Genomic DNA, 19,342 nt, shown 5'->3' on the forward strand with positions numbered 1-19,342 from the left:
GTTCGGCGATCACGCCGGCCCCGCCCAGCAGCGTCGCAGTGGCAGGCACCCAGCGATCAGAAGATCGAGTCGACCTGGTCCGCGATGGGGTTGCCGGCGGCGTCGCGGACCGGTCCCTTCGACCCGTCGGAGTTGACGAACGCCTGCCCACACGGATACGGCGGGTGCTGGGGGAGCGGGTCCATGAACATCGGGTTGACGGCCCACTTGCCGCCTTTGGTGTACAGGCCGTCGTAGGCCCGGCACATGAGCTCGGCTTTGTTGCGGTTGATGGCCAGTGACACCGCGGTCGCGTCGCCCACGAACGTGGCGTCGCTGTTCGAGTCACCCGCAGCAAGCACCTGGCGACGGTCCTGCGGGAGTTGGTCGAAGGCTTGCGGGCCGTCAACGCCGAAGATGACTTGATTGGCCCAACAACGCTTGCCGTCGGCAAACGGCATCACCGAATCCTCGCCGTCGCGAACCCCGCCGCAGCCGAGGAGATGAGCGGTCAGTTTCCCGGATTGGTCGGCAACGCTGCGGACACCCACGACGTGCTGGTCATCGATGCCCACTTCGCCCGCCCACACCTTGATGACCGGTTCGGGAGATGCCGACACCACCCAGGCGTCGATGCCATGGGCCTGCAGAGTCGCGATGAGGTCTTTGATCTGGGGATAGACGCGAATGTAACCGTCGACATCCTCAGTGCCCACCTTCTGGGTGGCGCCGACATCGGCGGCGAGATTCTGTTGCTTTGCCGCGGCGGCGAATTGGGCGAGTTCCTCGGCGCTGTAGCCGGCCGACAGCGCGTTGCCCCAGGCGTAGGAACCCTCCAGGCGACGCGCGTCACTGCCGGCAAAAGCGGGCCGTCCCGTCGTCGTTTGGCCCCCAAGAAGCGACAGGATCTCGTCCGCGCACAACGCATTGCTGCTGGTCGGAAGCGGCTCGCCGGCGGGCACATCCTTGCCGCAAGCCGCACTCAGCGCGTCGGCGGCCGCATCGGTCAGGTAGCGCCCCGTGTTGTGCCAATCCTGGTTGGCGGGCTGCAGCACCAAATCGTGCGTCAGCATGTAGTAATTGGTCGCATAACCGATGTCGTTCTTGACGACGGTGTTGTCCCAGTCGAAGATCGCGACCTTGTGTGCAGCGCCGTCGGCGGTGCCGGTGCACTTGCTGTTGGCATTGATGGCGGATTGCAGAAACTCGCGTACGCCGTCATGCCATTCAAGAGACGCGTCGAGCTCACGACAGCCGGACCCGTAATCGCCGGATGCTGGGCTGGTGGGTCGATCGGTCGAGCAACCGCTGACGCCGCCAAGCAGAGTCGCCACTGCCAACAGCGCAACGATGAGTCGGGTCGGTGGTATCAATGGGCGCCCTTCGTCATGTCAACGAACACCGGCCAGCGGCTTGATCGGAAGCTGAGTCGCTTGTCCGACCTGACGATTGTGACTGATTGCGGGTCGGGCTGCCCCGCAAGTCGACGGCGCCACGCCGGCCTGGCGGACGGGATCGGAAAAACGCACCGCGGAGTGCGTGCAGCTCCGCGGTGCGTTTTGGTTGGCGCGCCCGGCTAGGGGGTGATCTTGGTCTGGTCGTCGATCACGCCGGTGGCATCCATCAACACGTCTTGCTCGCTGTCGAGGGCATCGGCGTCGAGCTGAAGCACGAACAGGCCTTCCTGGCTGGGGATCACCACCGTCTTCTGCGCGACCGCCCGCTGCTTGCCGTTCTTGGTGTAGGAACCGCCGAGCTGCCATGCCTGGAAGCCGCTGAGTGTGGAGGCACTGCCGTTGTTGCTGCCCTCGTACCCGGGCAGGTTTTTCAGCTCGCCCGGGGCGAATTCGAGAATCTTGGCGGCCTCGACGTTGCCGGTGAGTTTGGACAAGATCGCCACGATGGTGGGCGGGTCGCTGGGATCAGCGGGTTGGGTGTAGGCGATGCCACCGTAGGGTGCGCCCGAGCCTTCGGGTAGCAGTTGCCAGCCGTCGGGCACCGGCAGATCGATGTTCGGGGATCCGGGGTCGCCGTGGTGCACGGGGGTTTCCTGGATGTCGTTGTCCCGGATGTAGTCAGCGATCGTGTAGTTGGCTTGGGTGCCCGGTGTTGGGCTGGTCGCCGACGTCGTGGTGGACGTCGACGTGGACGTGGACGTCGATGTGGAGGTCTTGGTGTCACTCGTCGTGCCAGACCCGCAGGCAACCAGCGTCAGGCTTAGCGCCGCTGTTGCCAGCACCGCGGTGAGGTCCTTTATGTCTTGCATCTCCTGAATTTTGGGGCCCCGGTATCTGCTCCGGCGACATCCGGACCGACATTAGCCCAACCGGTGCGCAGCGTTGCGGCAATGCCCCAACTACCGGTGCTAACGGTGTCGAGCCGGCGGATGCCGGCGGTTGCCCTGGCCCCGATCGCCGAAAATGTGATGGCGCGCATTGTCCTGTCATCGGCCTGGATTAATGCCGAAATCCCCACGGGAAGGCTCGGCGTGCAGTAATGAGACACGTATGCGGTCACCGAGGTTGCTGCGGGGCCTTGCCGCGCTCCTCGCGGTGCTGGGCCTGTTGCTGCCGTTGATTGCGGCCGCGCCGCCGCGTGCCTACGACGGCGAACCGTCGTTGGTGGCTAACCCCGTCGACTACGTCGACACGCTGGTCGGCACCGGGACCGGGGGCGAGATCGTCGGGGAGATCAACAATTTCCCCGGCGCAGCGGTGCCGTTCGGCATGGTGCAGTACTCGCCGGACACCACCGACAACTATGCCGGCTACGACTACCAGAATCCCCGTTCCACCGGGTTCAGCATGACGCACGCCTCGGTGGGCTGCGCTGCCTTCGGCGACATTTCGGTGTTGCCCACCACCACCGCGATCAGTGCGCAACCTTGGCGCGGGGCCGAGCGGATTGCCCACGACGACAGCGAAGTGGGGGTCCCCGGCTATTACTCGGTGCACTTTCCGGCCACCGGGGTGACCGCGGAGCTCACTGCCACCACCCGCACCGGCTTCGGCCGGTTCAGCTAGGTCCTGTCTGCTAATTGCGGACGCGGTGGTAGGTGATGATGGCGGCCAGGGTGACACCGCCGAGGTAGGTCAGGGCGTATTTGTCGTAGCGGGTGGCGACCGCGCGCCAGTGTTTGAGCCGGTTGAAGCTTCGCTCGACGGTGTTACGGTGCTTGTAGATTCGGCCTGAGAACCCCGGAGGCCGTCCTCTGTTGCGGCCTTTGGCTTTGCGGCGGGTGATCTGGTCGCTGCGCTCGGGGATGGTATGGGCGATCTTGAGCCGGCGCAGCTGTGCCCGCGTCGAGTCATGGGAGTACGCCTTGTCCGCCAGCAGGTGAAACGGGGCGTCTGAGTTGCTGCACCGGGCGGCCAGCAATGGCCAAAGCATCGGATTATCACCGGCTTGACCGGCCGACAGTGCCAGGGTGACCGGACTGCACAGCTGGTCGGTCAAGGCGTGGATCTTGGTAGTCAGCCCGCCGCGGGAACGCCCAATGGCGTGGTCATCGGGCTCATCGAGATATTTCTTGTAATTCGACAGATCCCCCTGTGCGGCGCCCGGGGCGCTCCGGCTGCGTGTCGGTGGGCGCGCACACTGGTCGAATCGACCGACAACAGTGCGCCCAGGTCGGCGTCCTCGGCGTCGAGGTCAGAGGCGATCGCCGCGAAGATCCGCGCGTAGATGCCATCGACCGACCAGCGTAGATGCCTCTCGGCCACCGATTGCCAGGGACCGAAGTGCTCGGGCAGGTCACGCCACGGAGATCCCGTACGGTAACGCCAGATAATGCCCTCCAGAGTACGTCGATGATCGTTCCACGGCCGGCCACGCCGCCGCCCCGCAGGCAACACCGCCACGATCAGCGACCACAAATCATCAGAAATCGCATGCGTCCGCATCACCCAAACAGCATCAGCCAAAACACCATTCACATTAAGCAGACACGCCCTAGCCGCGCGATGGCCGGCCGGCCTTGCTGCGGGTGCAGTCCGGGGCGTCGCTGGCGGGCAACTCGCGCTCGACAATCCAGCTCGGGGCGGACAACACCACGATCACCGGTTGGGCGACCAGCGGCGGATTCTGCGGCAAGAACAACACCTACACCGTGTACTTCGCGATGAAGTTCAACCAGCCGTTCATCTCCTACGGCGCGTGGGACGGCTACGCGGTCTACGCCGGGGTCCGCGGCGCGCATTCCCGGCGCAGCGGGGCTTATGTGGAGTTTCCGTCCGGCGCCGCACTCGAGGTGCAAACCGCGATCTCCTACGTGGGCATCGACGGCGCACGAGCGAACCTCGCGGCCGAGGGGGCGGCGAGTTTCGACGACGTTCGCACCGCCGCCGCGAGGGAGTGGAACGCGGCGTTGTTGCGGATCGCGGTGGCCGGCCGTGACCCCGACGAGCTGGTGACCTTCTACAGCTGCCTCTACCGTTCACTGTTGCACCCCAACACCTTCAACGATGCCGACGGTCGATACCTCGGGTTTGACGGTGCCATTCACACGGTGCCCCAGGGACATACCCAATATGCCAATTTCTCCGACTGGGACACCTATCGCAGCCTGGCCGCTCTGCAAGGGCTGCTCTTCCCCAGCCAGGCCAGCGACATGGCCCAGTCACTGGTCAACGACGCAGAGCAGAGCGGTGCTTTTCCGCGCTGGCCCCTTGCGAATTCGTCGACGGGCATGATGACCGGGGACAATGCGGTGCCGCTGATCGTAAATCTCTATACCTTCGGCGCCAAGGACTTCGACGTTCACACCGCGCTGCGTTACATGGTGAACGCGGCGACGCGGGGCGGCGTCGGCCTCAACGGTTATGTCGAGCGGCCGGGAATCACCACCTACCAAGAGTTGGGTTTCGGGCCGCAGGTGAGCGAATTCGCTACCGGCGGGCGCATCGCGGGCGCATCGATCACCCTGGAATGGGCCATCGACGACTTCACCATCTCCCGATTCGCGCAGGCGTTGGGCGATGACAAGACCGCCGCCGAATTCCAGCACCGGTCGCAGTACTGGCAGAACCTGTTCAACCCCAGCACCGGTTTCATCTCGCCACGGGATCGGATGGGATTCTTCCCCGACGGCCCGGGATTCACCGAGATCCCGGAGGGGTTTGGTCAAGACGGATTCGACGAGGGCAACGCCGAGCAATATCTGTGGATGGTGCCACAAAACATCGCCGGCCTGGTGACAGCGCTGGGCGGCTGTGCGGCGGCGGAAAACCGGCTGGATCGCTTCACCAAGAAGCTCAACATGGGTCCAAACCAGCCCTACCTGTGGGCCGGCAATGAGCCGGGTTTCGGGGTGCCGTGGATCTACAACTACCTGGGAGCGCCGTGGAAGACGCAGCGGACGGTCAACCGAGTGCGCGGCCTGTTCGCGGCCACGCCCGACGGCGCGCCCGGCAACGACGATCTGGGCGCGCTGTCCAGCTGGTATGTCTGGGCGGCTCTCGGTCTGTATCCGATCACGGCGGGGACTCCGATCCTGACGGTGAATACCCCCTTGTTCGACCGGGCCGTAATCAGACTCCCCGCAGACAAATTCATCCAGCTTTCCGCGCCCGGCGCGTCCGCGCCCAGCCACATGAGGTACATCAGTGGGCTGCGCATCAACGGTGCGGCCACTAGACCAGACCTATCTTCCGGAGTCGATCATCACGACAGGCGGCGACGTCGCCTTTGAGCTTGCCGCCGTTCCCAACAAGCAGTGGGGTAGCGGACCGTCATCGGCGCCACCGTCGTTCGGCGCGGGCGGCTCGGCGGTGACGGTCAATGTCCCGCGGCCCATCATCAGGATTACGCCCGGAACGACGCGAACCGTCAGGGTCGACCTACAACGGATGATCACCGGCATCGACGAGTTCACCATCACCGGAGAGTCCTCGACCGGCGGGAGCACGGTGGTACCCACCTCTGGACGATTCGCCGAGAATGGATCGGCCACGACCCGGGTCGGAATCACGGCGTGATGCATCAAGTCAAGATGCCTGCGAAACCTGGTTCATGCATCAGGTAAGGAATGCCCGCGAAATCGGGGTCAGGTGGTGGTCTTGCTTTTGATGCGGATGCCGGCTTTGAGGGCGGGTAGAGCGGCGGGTATGGCGGCGGGGTAGAGCTGTTCGGTCTTGTCTTTGGCGAGTCTGAGCAGGGCGGCTTGCAGGTCGGCGATCTGGTGGGCGATCGCGGCGGGGTTGAGGCTGTTGCGGTAGGTGAGCAGCTCTGTTTGTTGGGCCGCTGAGAGGACTCCGGCGGCCAGCAGCCGGTCCAGGGGTCTGGGGCTTGTCGTAGAGCCGGCGGCGGTGACCGTCGCGGCTGCAGCCGTAGCTGATGGGTTTGATGGTGGGGGTCAGGTAGTTGAGCCGGTCGTTGACCAGGTGCCACAGCCGGTTGAGCACGGCGCGTTCTTCGTCGGTGTCGTAGCGGTAGTAGAACCCGTAGCGACGCACGAGGTGGTTGTTTTTGGACTCGATGGTGGCCTGGTCGTTCTTCTTGTAGGGTCGTGAGCGGGTGAAGAAGATCTCCATGTCCGCGGCCCACTTGATGACCGCCTTATTGAGGAATTCGGTGCCGTTGTCGAAGTCCAAACCCGTTACCTTATAGGGATTTTAGTAATTCCGGTTTTGAGGGCGCCCAGGATGTGGGGTGGGCGTTGTTGCGCACCGTGCGGGTGAACACCCAGCCGATGTGCATGTCGGTGAGGTTGACCGTGCGGGCGAACTCACCTTTCAGTGTCGGGCCGCAGTGCGCCACGGTGTCGCCTTCGAAGAACCCCGGAGATTCTTCGGCCTCATCGCCTGCTTTGCAGATGGTGATCGAGGACCGCAGCAGCGGGAGGGTTTCGTCGTCGACACACCCGAGATCTGGTCGCGGGCCTTGGCGCCGCGCAGGTAGCGGTCGATCGTGGCGCTGCTCATCGCCAACAGCTCGGCACGCACCGCCGGGCCGTAACGGTCACGGCCGTCCACCAGTTCGCCGTGGCGTTCTAGAGCATCCAACTGAAGTGCCATGGAAGCGGCCAGGTACCGGCCGCACTGCCCGCCTGAGGCCGCCCACACCTTCTGCAACACCTTGAGCGCATCCTAGGAGTACTTCGGATTACGTTGCCGGCAAATCCGTTTGGCGACCTGCCGACCCGCTCCCGCCGGCGCGGCCGCCGCCCTCAACCGCCGCCGGGCGTTGTCACGCGACCAGCCGGTGACCGCCACCACCTGATCCAGAATCTGCCCCTTGTCCGCCTTCGGCGCCCCCACATACGCCCTGGCGAACTTCGCGGTGATCTCGGCCCGAGACGACATCGACAGCCCACTTCCCATGCCTGCCAAGGATCGACCGTTTCGCGGGCATTTTTACGTGATGCACCGAGGACGCTTCACGGGCATTTCTCGTGATGCTTGCCGCACGGTGGACAAGTCGGTCGACAACGAGTACTATCTGACGTATCTGACCACCACCGCCGGTGCAACCAGCCGGACATCGACCGTGCTGGTTGTGGTCACTCGGTTATGACGAGTGACCCGCGCGCGCCGCGGCCAGCGCTAGATCATTTCGCTCTTGGTCCGACACCGCATTATCGGCCAGCCCAGAAACACCGGTAGCCAGCAGGTGAGCACGCGGTACAGCAGTACCGAGGGAACGCCGATCGCCGCGGGCACCCCGAACGCGGCCAGCCCACCGATCAGTGCCGCCTCGACGGCGCCGACACCGCCGGGTGTCGGCGCGGCCGAGGCCAGCGTCCCGCCGACCATCGTCACCACCGTGACGGTGACAAATGTCGTTCCGCCGCCGAAGGCTTCGATGCTGGCCCATAGCGCCAGCGCGGCGCCGAGAGTCGTTCCCGCGCAACCCAGCAGGATGATGGCCAATCGCTTGGGCTCCCGGCCCAGCACAATCAGGTCGCTGGTGACCTCTTTGAGCTTGGGACGCACTTCCGTCGACAGCCAGCGCCGCAAGTTGGGTACGAACAAGAACGTTCCGATGATGCCCAGCGCCACACCCGCGATCAGGTACACCACGGTGCCGGTGGGCACGAAATGCGATAGATCGGTTGAGGTTCCCGCGACGGTGCTGAACAGGATCAGCAACGCCAGGTGAACAATCACCTGGACCGACTGCTGCAGCGCTACGGCTGCGGTGGCCCGTAACGCGCTCAGACCGCTCTTCTGCAGGAACCGGGTGCTCAGTGCGAGGCCACCGACGCCGGCCGGGGTGGTTGTTGCCGCAAAGGTATTGGCCACCTGCACGATCGATAGCCTCCAGAAGCTGACCTGCCCGTCGGCGCAGGTCCACAATGCCGCCGCAGCGCCGACATAGGTCAGTGCCGACACCGCCAACCCGAGCAGTGCCCACGTCCAGTTGGCGGTTCTGAGCTGGGAGAAAAAGGTCGGCACGGTGCTGATGAACGGATACGCGACGTACACCAGCGCGCCGATCAGCACCAGTTGGATGAACTGGCTGCGACTGAACCGGGTGATCGTCTGGCTCTCGATCTGATGGGCACCGGTCTGGCACTTGACCTCGGTGCGGGCGCCGGCGATGACGGTCTTGGCGTTGGCCACAGATTCGCGGATGCGCTTGGGCACGGCGGATTTGGTGAGCCGGCGCGAGGCCATCAGGATGGTGTCTTTGCCGAATGCTTCGATCGCGGCGCTCACCGCGGGCTGCGCGCCGTACAGTGCCGAGGTGGTCACCAGGAGTTGGGCGATATCCGATTGGAGTTGGGCGTCGGTGGCCCCATATTCGGCGTTGCCGAACCCCCCGAACAGGACCTTGTCCTCATCGACTGTGATCGCGTGGCAGCGCAAGTCCCCGTGCGAGATCTGGTAGTCGTTGAGCGTTCGCAACGATTCCCACACCCGGCTAACCGGTGTCTGGGCGGTGCATTCATCCAGCGGTGTCCCGCGTACCGGGTTGTGCGCGTACAGCGTCCATTCGCGGTCGAGCGCGGCCAGCGCGATGGTCGAGGTATTGGCGACGCCCGCTTCCCCGATCGCGATGGCCATCAGGGCGCGGTGCTCGACCGCGCGGCGCATGGAGGCCTGCAGCGGTGCGGTTTCGGAGCCGCGCAGTCGCAGCTTCCACCAAAGTTGCCGCAGTGCGCCGCCGCTGCGCTGATGCGGGCCGTACAACTCGATAGCCGCCCGGCATTCGGGGTCGGGGGAGGTGGCCGCCAGCACTAGTGGACCGGCGCCGCCCGGCCGCACCACCGTGAGCATCGATACCGCGAATCCACGCTTGGCCATGGCACGGACCGCACCTTCCAAGGGCACCTCGAGAGCGGGCGTGCCAACGACTAGGACCACCAGCGCGCCGACGAACCACCCCACGGCCAGTCCCAGCAACGAACGGGCCGGCACGATGGCGCTGATGACCAGGTGGATCGGCACGAAGGCCAACAACAATCCCCACCACCAATGTCGCCAGCGGGCGGGCAGCCAGGGGCCTGACACGGTGAGTACCGCCGCGACCATCGCTATCCACCGCGGGTCATCCAGAAACTGGGCCGGCAGGGTGGTGAGCTTCTCGGACAGGTCGAAATGCCACCGGGGGGCCGAAATTCGGTTGCTGCTGATCGACAACGGCAGAACGGCCATGATTGCCGCGGCCGCGTAGGCGCCGAGCAGTTTCCATTGTCGGCTCACGATCAGCCCGATCAGAATCACGAATGGCAACGCCAGAATCGCCGCACCGTAAGCCAGGTAAACCAGATCGGATTGGGTGGGGGTAAGAACGCCGACAATTTCGGAGATCGATTTCTCCAATGCCACCCACCGCGGGCGGGTGATCACCGAACTCGTCACCACGACCACGAGGAAGACCACCGCTACGACCAGCCAGATGATGTCGTTGGTGCGTCTGGTTATCGGAGGCAGCAAGCTACCGGAAACGGTGATCTCGCGTCCGTCAACTCGCATATGCCCAACGGTCCGGTGGACCGATTCCCCTCTCCACGGCTCGCCGACAACTTACCTGTGGGAACAGGATTACAGGTGGGCCTAGGTCCTGTCTGCTAATTGCGGACGCGGTGGTAGGTGATGATGGCGGCCAGGGTGGCACCGCTGAGGTAGGTCAGGGCGTATTTGTCGTAGCAGGTGGCGACCGCGCGCCAGTGTTTGAGCCGGTTGAAGCTTCGCTCGACGGTGTTGCGGTGCTTGTAGATTCGGCCTGAGAACCCCGGAGGCCGTCCTCTGTTGCGGCCTTTGGCTTTGCGGCGGGTGATCTGGTCGCTGCGCTCGGGGATGGTGTGGGCGATCTTGAGCCGGCGCAGCTGTGCCCGCGTCGAGTCATGGGAGTACGCCTTGTCCGCCAGCAGGCGATACGGGGCGTATGAGTTGCTGCGCCGGGCGGCCAGCAGTGGCCAAAGCATCGGATTATCACCGGCTTGACCGGCCGACAGTGCCAGGGTGACCGGACTGCACAGCTGGTCGGTCAAGGCGTGGATCTTGGTAGTCAGCCCGCCGCGGGAATGCCCAATGGCGTGGTCATCGGGCTCATGGAGATATTTCTTGTAATTCGACAGATCCCCCTGTGCGGCGCCCGGGGCGCTCCGGCTGCGTGTTGGTGGGCGCGCACACTGGTCGAATCGACCGACAACAGTGCGCCCAGGTCGGCGTCCTCGGCGTCGAGGTCAGAGGCGATCGCCGCGAAGATCCGCGCGTAGATGCCATCGACCGACCAGCGTAGATGCCTCTCGGCCACCGATTGCCAGGGACCGAAGTGCTCGGGCAGGTCACACCACGGAGATCCCGTACGGTAACGCCAGATAATGCCCTCCAGAGTACGTCGATGATCGTTCCACGGCCGGCCACGCCGCCGCCCCGCAGGCAACACCGCCACGATCAGCGACCACAAATCATCAGAAATCGCATGCGTCCGCATCACCCAAACAGCATCAGCCAAAACACCATTCACATTAAGCAGACACGCCCTAGGCGGGCGCCGTCACGGCTGCAATCGGGAACGCAACCCGGTCGCCCGGATCGCCCGGCGCGCGATCGCGGCCCGTACGTCGCATTCCGGCCCGACGATGCGCACCTTGCGGGCGGCCCGGGTGACCGCCGTGTAGAACAGTTCGCGGGTCAGTAACCGGGAATCCGCCGGCGGCAGCAGCACGGTCACGTCGTCGGCTTGACTGCCCTGGCTCTTGTGGATCGTCATGGCATGCATGGTTTCCACATCAGATAGTCGGCTGGTCGCGAACTTCAGCGGCTCCTGCGCGCCGGCGATGACGACCCGCAGCGCGCCCGGAGTCGCGGCGCGGTTCGTGCCATCCAGGACGGCCACCCCGGTGTCGCCGTTGTACACGCCGAGCCCATAGTCGTTGGCGGTCACCAACACCGGCCGTCCGGCATACCAGCTCGACCAGATCGGCTCGCCCGTTGCTTCGGTGAGCCATCTCTGCACCTGGTGGTTCCAGTGCGCGATTCCATACGGTCCACGCCGGTGCGCGCACAACAGCCGTTGCTCGTCGAGTGTTGCCAGCGCGGCCGCGGTATCACCGAGCGCGCCGGCGTGTCGAAGCTCGAGGGCTTGTGGCAGCAGCACATTGCGCAGCTGCGGGGTCGGGTCGGCGGCGTTGATCCACTCGATGTGGTCGTCGCCCGCCCGCAAGATCTCGACAACCCGGTCGGCGTCGCCGCCGCGGATGGCCGCCGCCAACTGGCCGATCGACTCGCCGAACCGATGCAGTCTGCGCAGTGCCGCGACGTGGGTGTCGTGGCGCGCGCCCAGTCCGTCCACCAGGTCGGCCAACACCGCGCCCGCCTCCACCGACGCCAGTTGGTCGGGATCGCCGACAAGAAGCAGCCGCGTCTGCGGACGCACCGCTTCGAGCAGGCGAGCCATCATGGTCAGCGATACCATCGACGTCTCATCGATGACGATCACGTCATGCGGCAGCCGATTGCCGCGATGATGGCGAAACCGTGATGAGGTGTCGGGCCGGCTGCCCAGCAGCCGGTGCAATGTGGTCGCCTGTAGCCCACGAACCCGTTGCTGATCTACGGCATCGAGTTTGTCGATCTGCGACTGCACCGCCTCGTGCAGTCTGGCCGCGGCCTTGCCGGTCGGTGCGGCCAGTGCAATGCGCAGTCGCGCCTTGCCGGCGAGCTGTGCCTGCTCGGCGAACAGGGCCAACAGCCGCGCCACCGTGGTGGTTTTACCGGTCCCCGGTCCACCGGTCAGCACCGTCAAGCCCTGCGCCAGCGCAATCTTCGCGGCCGCGCGCTGCTCTTCGTAGCCGGGTGGAAACAGCCGGTTGACCTCGATAGCCGGGCTCGATGCGCTGGCCCGGGCGGCCAGCAGGGCCGCGATGTCGTCGGCGACCTGCTGTTCTTCGCGCCAGTACCGGTCCAGATAGACCAGATTGTCCTCGTGCAGGCGCAGCACCGTCGGTGACCCGACCAGCGGGCTGGCCCGAACCGCGGCCAGCCATTCGCCGGCCGCCGGCCAGGGGAGTTCGGCGATCCCGACTTGTGCCTCGATGGTGGACAGGTCGACACACACCGAACCGCCCCGCAGCGCGCGCACCACGAACGCGATGGCCAGCAACACCACCGGGTCGGACTCGCCAGACATGGCCGCAAGGCGTTGCGCGACATGGACATCGGCCGCATCGATGACACCGGCTTCATTGAACGTCCGCAGCGGTCCGGACGCGCTCGCGGCCTGCCGCCAGTCCGCCGGGTCGACAACCTCGATGGTCATGCGAGGGCCCTGCCCGCATCAAGCAGATCGGACAACGCCGCCACCAGAGCGGCCGGAGGCGACCAGCTGAACACCCCGGCGGGGTGTCCGTCCAGCATGGGAGTGTCGGGACCACACATCCCGCGGACGAACAGGTACAGCACGCCGCCCAGGTGTCGGGCCGGATCGTATCCTGGCTGGCGCCAGCGCAGAAAACGGTGCAGCACAACGGTGTACAGCAACGCCTGCAACGGATAGTCGGAGTGCAGCATCGCCTCGATCAGCCGGGGACGGTGGTAGTCGGCGGCGGTCAACGGGCGGTCGGGGTCACCCAGCCAGTTGGTCTTGTAGTCGACGACCAGATACCGCTGGCCCGGCCCGTCGGGAATCCGTAACACCGCGTCGACCGAACCGCTGAGATACCCGCGCAGCGACTGACCGCCAAGCGCGCCCCCGCTCAACCGATCGGCATATGGCGCCAGCGGGTCGGATGCGTCCAGGTGCGCCCGCAACAGCGCCCCGACGTCGGCCAGCCGGAGATCGGGTGCGTGGCCCCCGGCATCAGCCTCATCGCCTCCGGCCAACGGAAACTCGAAGTCCATCTCCCGCAATCGGTCCGGTAGCCCGATTTGGCGCAGCGTCAATCCGCCGGCCAGCGGGCCCAGCGGGGTGTCGTGCATCGGGACCATCGCCGCGGCAAGCTGGGCTGCGGGCACCTGCACCGGCCACCACGCGGATTGCACCCGGATCTGGGATTCCAGCTCGGCGGCGAGATCGATGGCGAAGGGATCGCTGGTCTCCAGCACGGCGTGCACCAGTGAGCCGAACTTCGCGCCGGATGGGAGATCCGCCATGGGAGAAGGCTGCTCGGTCCCGGACATCACCACCTCGGTCAACGGAACCTCGGCGACTTCATCATCGCGTTCGGTCACCTCCGGCTCACTGCTGACGCCGGTCGCCTCGGCCATCCTGATCAATCCCGAATACGACGTGCGCCGCCACCTGATGTCGATGCCGCGGTCAAACCGGCGGGTGGCTAGCTCGGACGGCGCCGGCTGGCCGGCAATCTCCGGTGCCGGGGCGATGACGGACTCTTCCACCGTCGGCCCTCCGGCGGCCGCCCATTGCTGAAACCGGTCCCAGGCATCCTCGTCGGTGATCTTGGCAGGGGTGGCGCGGTCAGGTACCACCAAGTCGCCGGGACGCCGGCCCCGCAGCAGCCGTGACAGCCCGCCGTTGGGTTCGTCATAGGCCGGTGACCACCAAGCCACCACTTGCGACTGGGCCCGCGTCATCGCAACGTAGGTCAATCGGCTGTCGTCGTTGGCAGCCTCTTTGGCGCCCAGCCTCTCGACCGTGCCGAAATCGGGGGAGTCCTTGCCGCCGATATGCAGGCAGCGCGTGCCCCGGTCGTGAAACAGCACCAGTTCGCGTTCCTGAATGTTGCGGTTGAAGGCGAATGGCAGGTACACCACCGGATACTGCAGACCCTTGCTCACCCATACCGTCATGATCTGGACGGCCGCGGCGTCGCTATCGATCCGGCGGTTGCGTTCGGTAGCGCCACCGCGATCCTCGCGCTGGCCGCGCAGCCAGTCTCGCAGAGCCGGAAGGGTATAGCGCTCCCGGTGGGAGACCTCCTGCAGCAGCTGCGTCACGTGGGCCAGGTCGGTCATGTGCCGCTGGCCCTCCTGCCACGACAGCACGCGGTCGCTCATACCGCCCAACTGCGCGGCCTCGAAGATGGCGGCCACCCCCCGCTCGCGGGCGTAGTCCGCCCACTCCCGCAGGGTCTCTGCGACGCGATCGGTGAGCGCATCGCCGCCACGGGCAAGATCGTTGGCGGTCTTGCCGAAAAACATCGTCGCGGCGGCGGCGCGCACGATCCCGGGGCGATGCGGCTGGTCGAACGCCTCCAGCAGCGCTAGCCAGTCGTCGGCGGCTTCGGAGCTGAACACATCGGTGTCGCCGGTGTAGACCGCGTGAATCCCGGCGTCGGTGAGCGCGCGATGGCAGGCCCGCGCGTCCTTGTGCTTCTCGACAATCACGGCGATGTCATTGGCGTTCAGTGCTCTGCCGGCAAATGTCGCCCCGGAGGCCAGCAACGCACCGATGTCAGAGGCGAGATCACGGCCGATGTGATCGCGCAGAATGTCGATGGGCAGGTTCTGGATTCCCCTGCGGCCCAACGTGGCCCGGCGTACTACCCGCAGCCGCAGGGCGTCGTTGTGCGGCGCGCCCGCGAGCCGGTGCCCCTGGTGGTGGGCCTTGACATCGCGCACCACGATTGCGGGATCGCCGAGTTCAGCGCCGCGCAACACCACCTGCAACCGATCGACCAGCGCGCTGTCGCTGCGCCAGTTGGTGGCCAGCGTCCGCTTGTCCCCGGCGGTTTGCGCCGCGTGCAGGTAGGTGACGATGTCGCCACCGCGGAATGCGTAGATGGCCTGCTTGGGGTCGCCGATGAGAATCAGTGTGCAGCGCCCACTGAACGCGCTGTCGATCACCTGCCACTGCACCGCGTCGGTGTCCTGGAACTCATCGACCATGACCACCGGCCAGCGCTGCTGCATTCGCGCCCGGGCCGCAGAGTCCTCGCTAGCGAGGGCATCGGCCAGCCGCAGCAGCAGGTCGTCGTAGCCGAGGATGCCCCGACGCCGCTTGCGGGTTTCCAGCTCTTCGAGAACGTGATGGGCGAAACCGACACAGACCGCGGCCCGGGATCCGGGCGGCGCATCCAGCGGCCGCAGCTGGGTGGACGGGTTGGCGACCACCGCCCTGGCGATCCGCAGTGCGTCGCGGTAGGTCAGCGGGGGGTCATCGCGGTCACGGCCGAAGTGCACCAGGTAGAGATCGTCGACAATCTCGGTGACCAGCTCGTCGAGGTCTTCGACCAGCGTCACACCCGCGTCGGTGTCACCCGCGACGCCCAAAGACTTGAGCACCAGCTGGCAGAACTGGTGTGTGGTGGCAATGGTTGCCGCATCGAATCCGGCCAGCGCGTCGCGCAGGCGCTGCTGACGCGCGTCGCGCTCGGCGGCGCTGCCGTCGAGCAGGTGAGCCAGCAGTTGGTTGTCGCCGGCGGGGTCCGCGTCATCGGAGCCGTTGCGGGAGTCGTGGAAAACCCGCACCGCATCGACCATTTGGCATCGGACCCGCCCACGAAGTTCCTGACTGGCCGCCCGCCCGAAGGTGATGAGCAGCATCTCGTCGAGCCGGGCCCGTCCCTCCGCGACGTAGCGGGTCACCAGCGCGGCCAACGCGAATGTCTTGCCCGTGCCGGCGCTGGCCTCGAGCACCGTGGTGGAATTCTCGGCGGGCAGTGGGCCGAGCAGATCGAAGGGGCGCATCAGCCGGGGTCCCGCTCGGCGCGCAGCATCGGCAGCCAGAGCCGCGCGGCGAAGGCCCCGAGCCGGTTGTCTTCACCGTTGGGGCAGGCTGCACGCTCGGATTCGGCACGCACCGGTTGCATCAGATCGGTCAGTCTCGCGTTCCTTCCCCAGGTCCGAACGTGAGCCGGTGCCTGGTCCTCAGCCGGGTAGCGGTCGCTGGACTTCCACCGAAATGACGCCTCCCGCACCGGATCGTCGCCGCAGTGCCGGGCGGCCGCCCAGGCATAGGATGTCTTGATCGGCAACGGAATTGGCTCACGGCGTCCAGCGTCATAGATCGCCACCAAATCTCGAAGCAGCTCCACCGGCTGTTCGCGGGGGCGCCCCAGCCCCGCCTGGCGGGGCACGGTACCCCGTTTCTGCCGGCCGATGCAGACGGCCGACCAGTCGTGGGCCCCAGCGTGAGCGAACAACGCCAACAACGGTATCCAGGATTCGAGTAGATGTTTGCCGTCGAGCTTGGAATAGGTCACCGACACCAGACGATCGCCGAACACTTGCGCCACCGTGCCGGTCAACCTTCGCGAACCCAGGTCGATGTCAACGTCATATGCCGCCGCGTCGGCTCGGCGGTGCCGTAGCGCCGCGGCGGCCAGCAAGGCCGCTTGGTCACGGATTTCGGTCACTTTGCGCCAGCCGAGCTGGCCGGGCGGCAACGTGCCGCGCCGCCATTCCGCCTGTCGGGCCTCATCCGGTGCCATGCCGCTGAGGATGTCGGCCAGCATCCGATCGCCGACCGTCCATTCCTCGAGCGCGTTGATGTCGACCGGCATGGCGTCTTCGACACCGTCGACATCCCACGGCAGCGTGTAATCGAGGGCCCGGAAGAAACCCTTCACCGGGTCCTTGAAGAAGGCGACCAGGTCGGCGAGCGCCACGTCATCGGCGGCTGGGGGGGCCAAGGGCGCGCCGATGAACCTCGGCTGCTGTGCGCGTTCGCCGGCGGCCGCCCGCGCCGCCCGCAGCACGGTCGGATCGAAGCTGAACGGCACGCCGGGCATCAGCGCCCCGCGCGTCACGTTGCGAACGTCGAACGGCTGCAACGGGTGCTCGACCACGACGCGGCCGCGGACCTGCTCTGTTGTGGTCATGTCCAGGGTGTCGAGTAGCTCGGCCAGCGGTACCGCCGGTGGCTTGCGCTGACCCGAATACTCATTGGCGCCGGTATAGGTGATGACCAGGTTCTCGGTGGCCGCACCGATCGCGTCGAGCAGCAATTGGCGATCCTCCGAACGGATGTCACGCTCGCCGGTCATCGGGCTGCGGGCCAGCACGTCGTCGCCGTCGACGACACCTTGGCGTGGAAACACGCCGTCGTCGAGGCCGACCAGGCAGACCACCCGGTGGGGGACCGAGCGCATCGGAACCATGGTGCAGACGGTCAGGGTGCCGGTGCGGAAGTTGGCGCGGGTGGGCCGTCCGGCGAGGTGTCGTTGCAGCAGCGCGCGGATGTCGGGCAGCCGCAACATCGTCTCGACCCACCGTCCGGCCGTGCGCGATAACTCGGCGAACTCGCGTTGCATCTGATCGGACTGCCAGGCGTCGCCCTCGTCGACGCGGGTCAGCAGGGCGATGCCGTCGGTCAACGCGGCCAGCCACTCCCGCAGCGGTCGGGTACCGGTGAGCGAATCGACCGCCTGTCGCAGCCGGTCGATGTATTCGGCGAATCGACCGGCCAATTCCACCCGGTTGCTGCCGACATCGTCGAGCGGCAGCGTCGCGTCGATCCAGGCGTGCGACGCTTCCGACATGGCGACGCCGGCCAGCACCCGGTCGATGCCGAAACGCCAAGTGTTGTGTACGAAGTCGACCCCGTAGGGCTTGCGGTGCTCCTGGTCGAAACCCCACCGGATATTCGACTGCCGGACCCATCTGGTGATGTCCTCGAGGTGGTCGTCGGCGAAGCCGAACCGGGCCCGCACCGGGGCGGCCTGGGCGAGGTTGAGCACCTCGCTGGCGGTGACCCTGCTACCGGCCAGCATCAGCAGCTGCGACGCCACGCCGAGCAGCTGATTGGTTTGCAGCAGTGAGCGGTCGGCGAGCCGTACCCGAAGCCGATGCGCGGGGTGCACGCCGTGCATCACGTCACCGAGCCCGAAATCCGCGACGATCAACGGCGCATACGTTTCGATGTCGGGGCACATCACCAGGATGTCGCGAGGTTCCAGCGTCGGGTCATCGGCGAGCAGGCCGAGCAGGACCTCACGCAGCACGTCGATCTCACGGGCGGGCCCGTGGCAGCTGTGCACCTGGATGGACCGATCGCCGGCGACCAACGTTCGGTTTCCCGGCCGGACCTGGTTGGCGGCCAAGTCGGACTGCAGCCAGCCGAGCAGGGTATCCGGTCGGGTAGTGGCGCCGAGTGCCTCGTCGGTCGCTGGATCGGCGGGGAGGCCGCGTTGCAGCTCGCGCAGGTCCCGCCCGAGGGTCGCCAGCAGCGGATGGACGACGCGGCGATGGCTGGCGTCGGCGCGCCGCGGCACCACACCGTGAAGGTCGGCCAGCGAGCGCCACAAGGCCGCACTGGGGTGGGGCAGCCACAGGTGCAGTTCGTGATGGGTGGCCAGCGCGCCCAGCAGCTCGATGTCGGTGACCGCCATCCGGGTGTGACCGAATAGCGACAGCCGCGGCGGCAGGCCGGCCGGTCGGGCACGCAGCGCGGTGAGGGTCTTTTCGTGGCGGAGGTGTGGGGGATCGGCGCCCACGACCGCGACCAGCGCGCACCACAGTTCGGCCTGCCAGCTCAGATCGGGATGCAGGTCGCCCCGCCCGCCATCGAGCCAATCGGACAGCACCCGGGGACGCTGCCGGGCGTAGGAGGCGAACAGTCCGGCCAGGCGGCGCGCCACCGAATACCGGCGTCCCCGACGTAACTCGGCCTCAGGCCCGACGTCGAAGTGGCCCAGATGTCTTGCCAGCGTCGCGCACCAGGGTTCTTCCAGTGAGCCGTCGATGACTTCCAGCAGGGGCCAGGTCATTGCTTCCGGTGACCAGGGATCGTCGGTGGCGGTGCCGGTGATCTCGGCGATCAACGATCGCGGATTACGGAAGGACACACCCGCACACACCCCGTCGCCGCCGCCGGGCGCATGTCCCAACAGGTGCGAGAGACGCTGACTGAGCCAGCGTTCTACGCCGCGTGCCGGAACCAATACCAACTCTTCGGCGAACGGATCCGCCAGCGGTTGAGCCAGGAGCGCGCCGAGGCCATCGGCAAGTAGATCGGTGCGCTCGGCGCGGTGGAGGTGAAGGGGCATCGGCCGCCACGATAGACCGGCCCGACC

10 protein-coding genes and 4 pseudogenes are annotated in these 19,342 nt (G+C 66.3%); 2 read left to right on the forward strand and 12 right to left on the reverse strand.

The genetic code is table 11. The features are described from left to right. Positions 1–56 precede the first annotated feature (56 nt). Complete coding sequence (locus G6N41_RS12225) at positions 57–1,352, reverse strand: haloacid dehalogenase-like hydrolase (RefSeq protein ID WP_117422971.1); 1,296 nt, start codon at positions 1,350–1,352, stop codon at positions 57–59. Between the two features lie 203 nt (positions 1,353–1,555). Beyond that, positions 1,556–2,236: an envelope biogenesis lipoprotein LpqN gene (gene lpqN, locus G6N41_RS12230; RefSeq protein ID WP_198967846.1), complete on the reverse strand. Its 681-nt coding sequence runs from the start codon at positions 2,234–2,236 to the stop codon at positions 1,556–1,558. Between the two features lie 250 nt (positions 2,237–2,486). On the opposite strand from lpqN, the pseudogene G6N41_RS12235 reads away from it, so the two are divergent. Then, a pseudogene (locus tag G6N41_RS12235) lies at positions 2,487–2,996 on the forward strand (GH92 family glycosyl hydrolase); the annotation flags it as partial. Between the two features lie 16 nt (positions 2,997–3,012). Here G6N41_RS12235 and G6N41_RS12240 read toward each other — a convergent pair. Further along, a pseudogene (locus G6N41_RS12240) lies at positions 3,013–3,884 on the reverse strand (IS5 family transposase). Positions 3,885–3,934: 50 nt separating this feature from the next. Here G6N41_RS12240 and G6N41_RS12245 point away from each other — a divergent pair. Next, positions 3,935–5,948: pseudogene (locus tag G6N41_RS12245) on the forward strand (GH92 family glycosyl hydrolase); the annotation flags it as partial. A gap of 45 nt (positions 5,949–5,993) precedes the next feature. On the opposite strand, the gene G6N41_RS28515 reads toward G6N41_RS12245, so the two are convergent. The 9 genes and pseudogenes from G6N41_RS28515 to recC all read right to left on the reverse strand — a co-directional run bounded on the left by G6N41_RS28515 (position 5,994) and on the right by recC (position 19,315). Further along, positions 5,994–6,569: a hypothetical protein gene (locus G6N41_RS28515; protein WP_231608534.1), complete on the reverse strand. Its 576-nt coding sequence runs from the start codon at positions 6,567–6,569 to the stop codon at positions 5,994–5,996. A gap of 10 nt (positions 6,570–6,579) precedes the next feature. Then, entirely contained in the window at positions 6,580–6,735 is a 156-nt protein-coding gene (locus G6N41_RS12255) for a hypothetical protein (RefSeq protein WP_198965232.1), read from the reverse strand. After that, positions 6,711–6,992 (reverse strand): hypothetical protein, encoded by a 282-nt coding sequence (locus tag G6N41_RS12260; RefSeq protein ID WP_198965176.1) that lies wholly within the window; start codon positions 6,990–6,992, stop codon positions 6,711–6,713. Before G6N41_RS12260 ends, G6N41_RS12255 begins: the two co-directional genes overlap by 25 nt. A 72-nt stretch (positions 6,993–7,064) precedes the next feature. After that, positions 7,065–7,280 (reverse strand): hypothetical protein, encoded by a 216-nt coding sequence (locus G6N41_RS12265; RefSeq protein ID WP_198968102.1) that lies wholly within the window; start codon positions 7,278–7,280, stop codon positions 7,065–7,067. A gap of 240 nt (positions 7,281–7,520) precedes the next feature. Continuing rightward, entirely contained in the window at positions 7,521–9,896 is a 2,376-nt protein-coding gene (locus G6N41_RS12270) for a lysylphosphatidylglycerol synthase transmembrane domain-containing protein (RefSeq protein WP_198967489.1), read from the reverse strand. A gap of 95 nt (positions 9,897–9,991) precedes the next feature. Further along, positions 9,992–10,863, reverse strand: a pseudogene (locus tag G6N41_RS12275) (IS5 family transposase). A gap of 60 nt (positions 10,864–10,923) precedes the next feature. Further along, positions 10,924–12,687, reverse strand: coding sequence for an exodeoxyribonuclease V subunit alpha (recD, locus tag G6N41_RS12280; protein WP_198967490.1), 1,764 nt, complete (start codon positions 12,685–12,687; stop codon positions 10,924–10,926). Beyond that, positions 12,684–16,016, reverse strand: a complete 3,333-nt coding sequence (gene recB / locus G6N41_RS12285) for an exodeoxyribonuclease V subunit beta (protein ID WP_198967491.1) — start codon at positions 16,014–16,016, stop codon at positions 12,684–12,686. Before recB ends, recD begins: the two co-directional genes overlap by 4 nt. Beyond that, the gene (gene recC, locus G6N41_RS12290) at positions 16,016–19,315 is read right to left on the reverse strand and encodes an exodeoxyribonuclease V subunit gamma (RefSeq protein ID WP_198967492.1); all 3,300 of its coding nucleotides are present in this window, start codon (positions 19,313–19,315) and stop codon (positions 16,016–16,018) included. Before recC ends, recB begins: the two co-directional genes overlap by 1 nt. Positions 19,316–19,342 lie beyond the last annotated feature (27 nt).

Source organism: Mycobacterium shottsii (assembly GCF_010728525.1).
In the GTDB taxonomy this organism is placed as follows: Bacteria; Actinomycetota; Actinomycetes; order Mycobacteriales; family Mycobacteriaceae; genus Mycobacterium; species Mycobacterium marinum.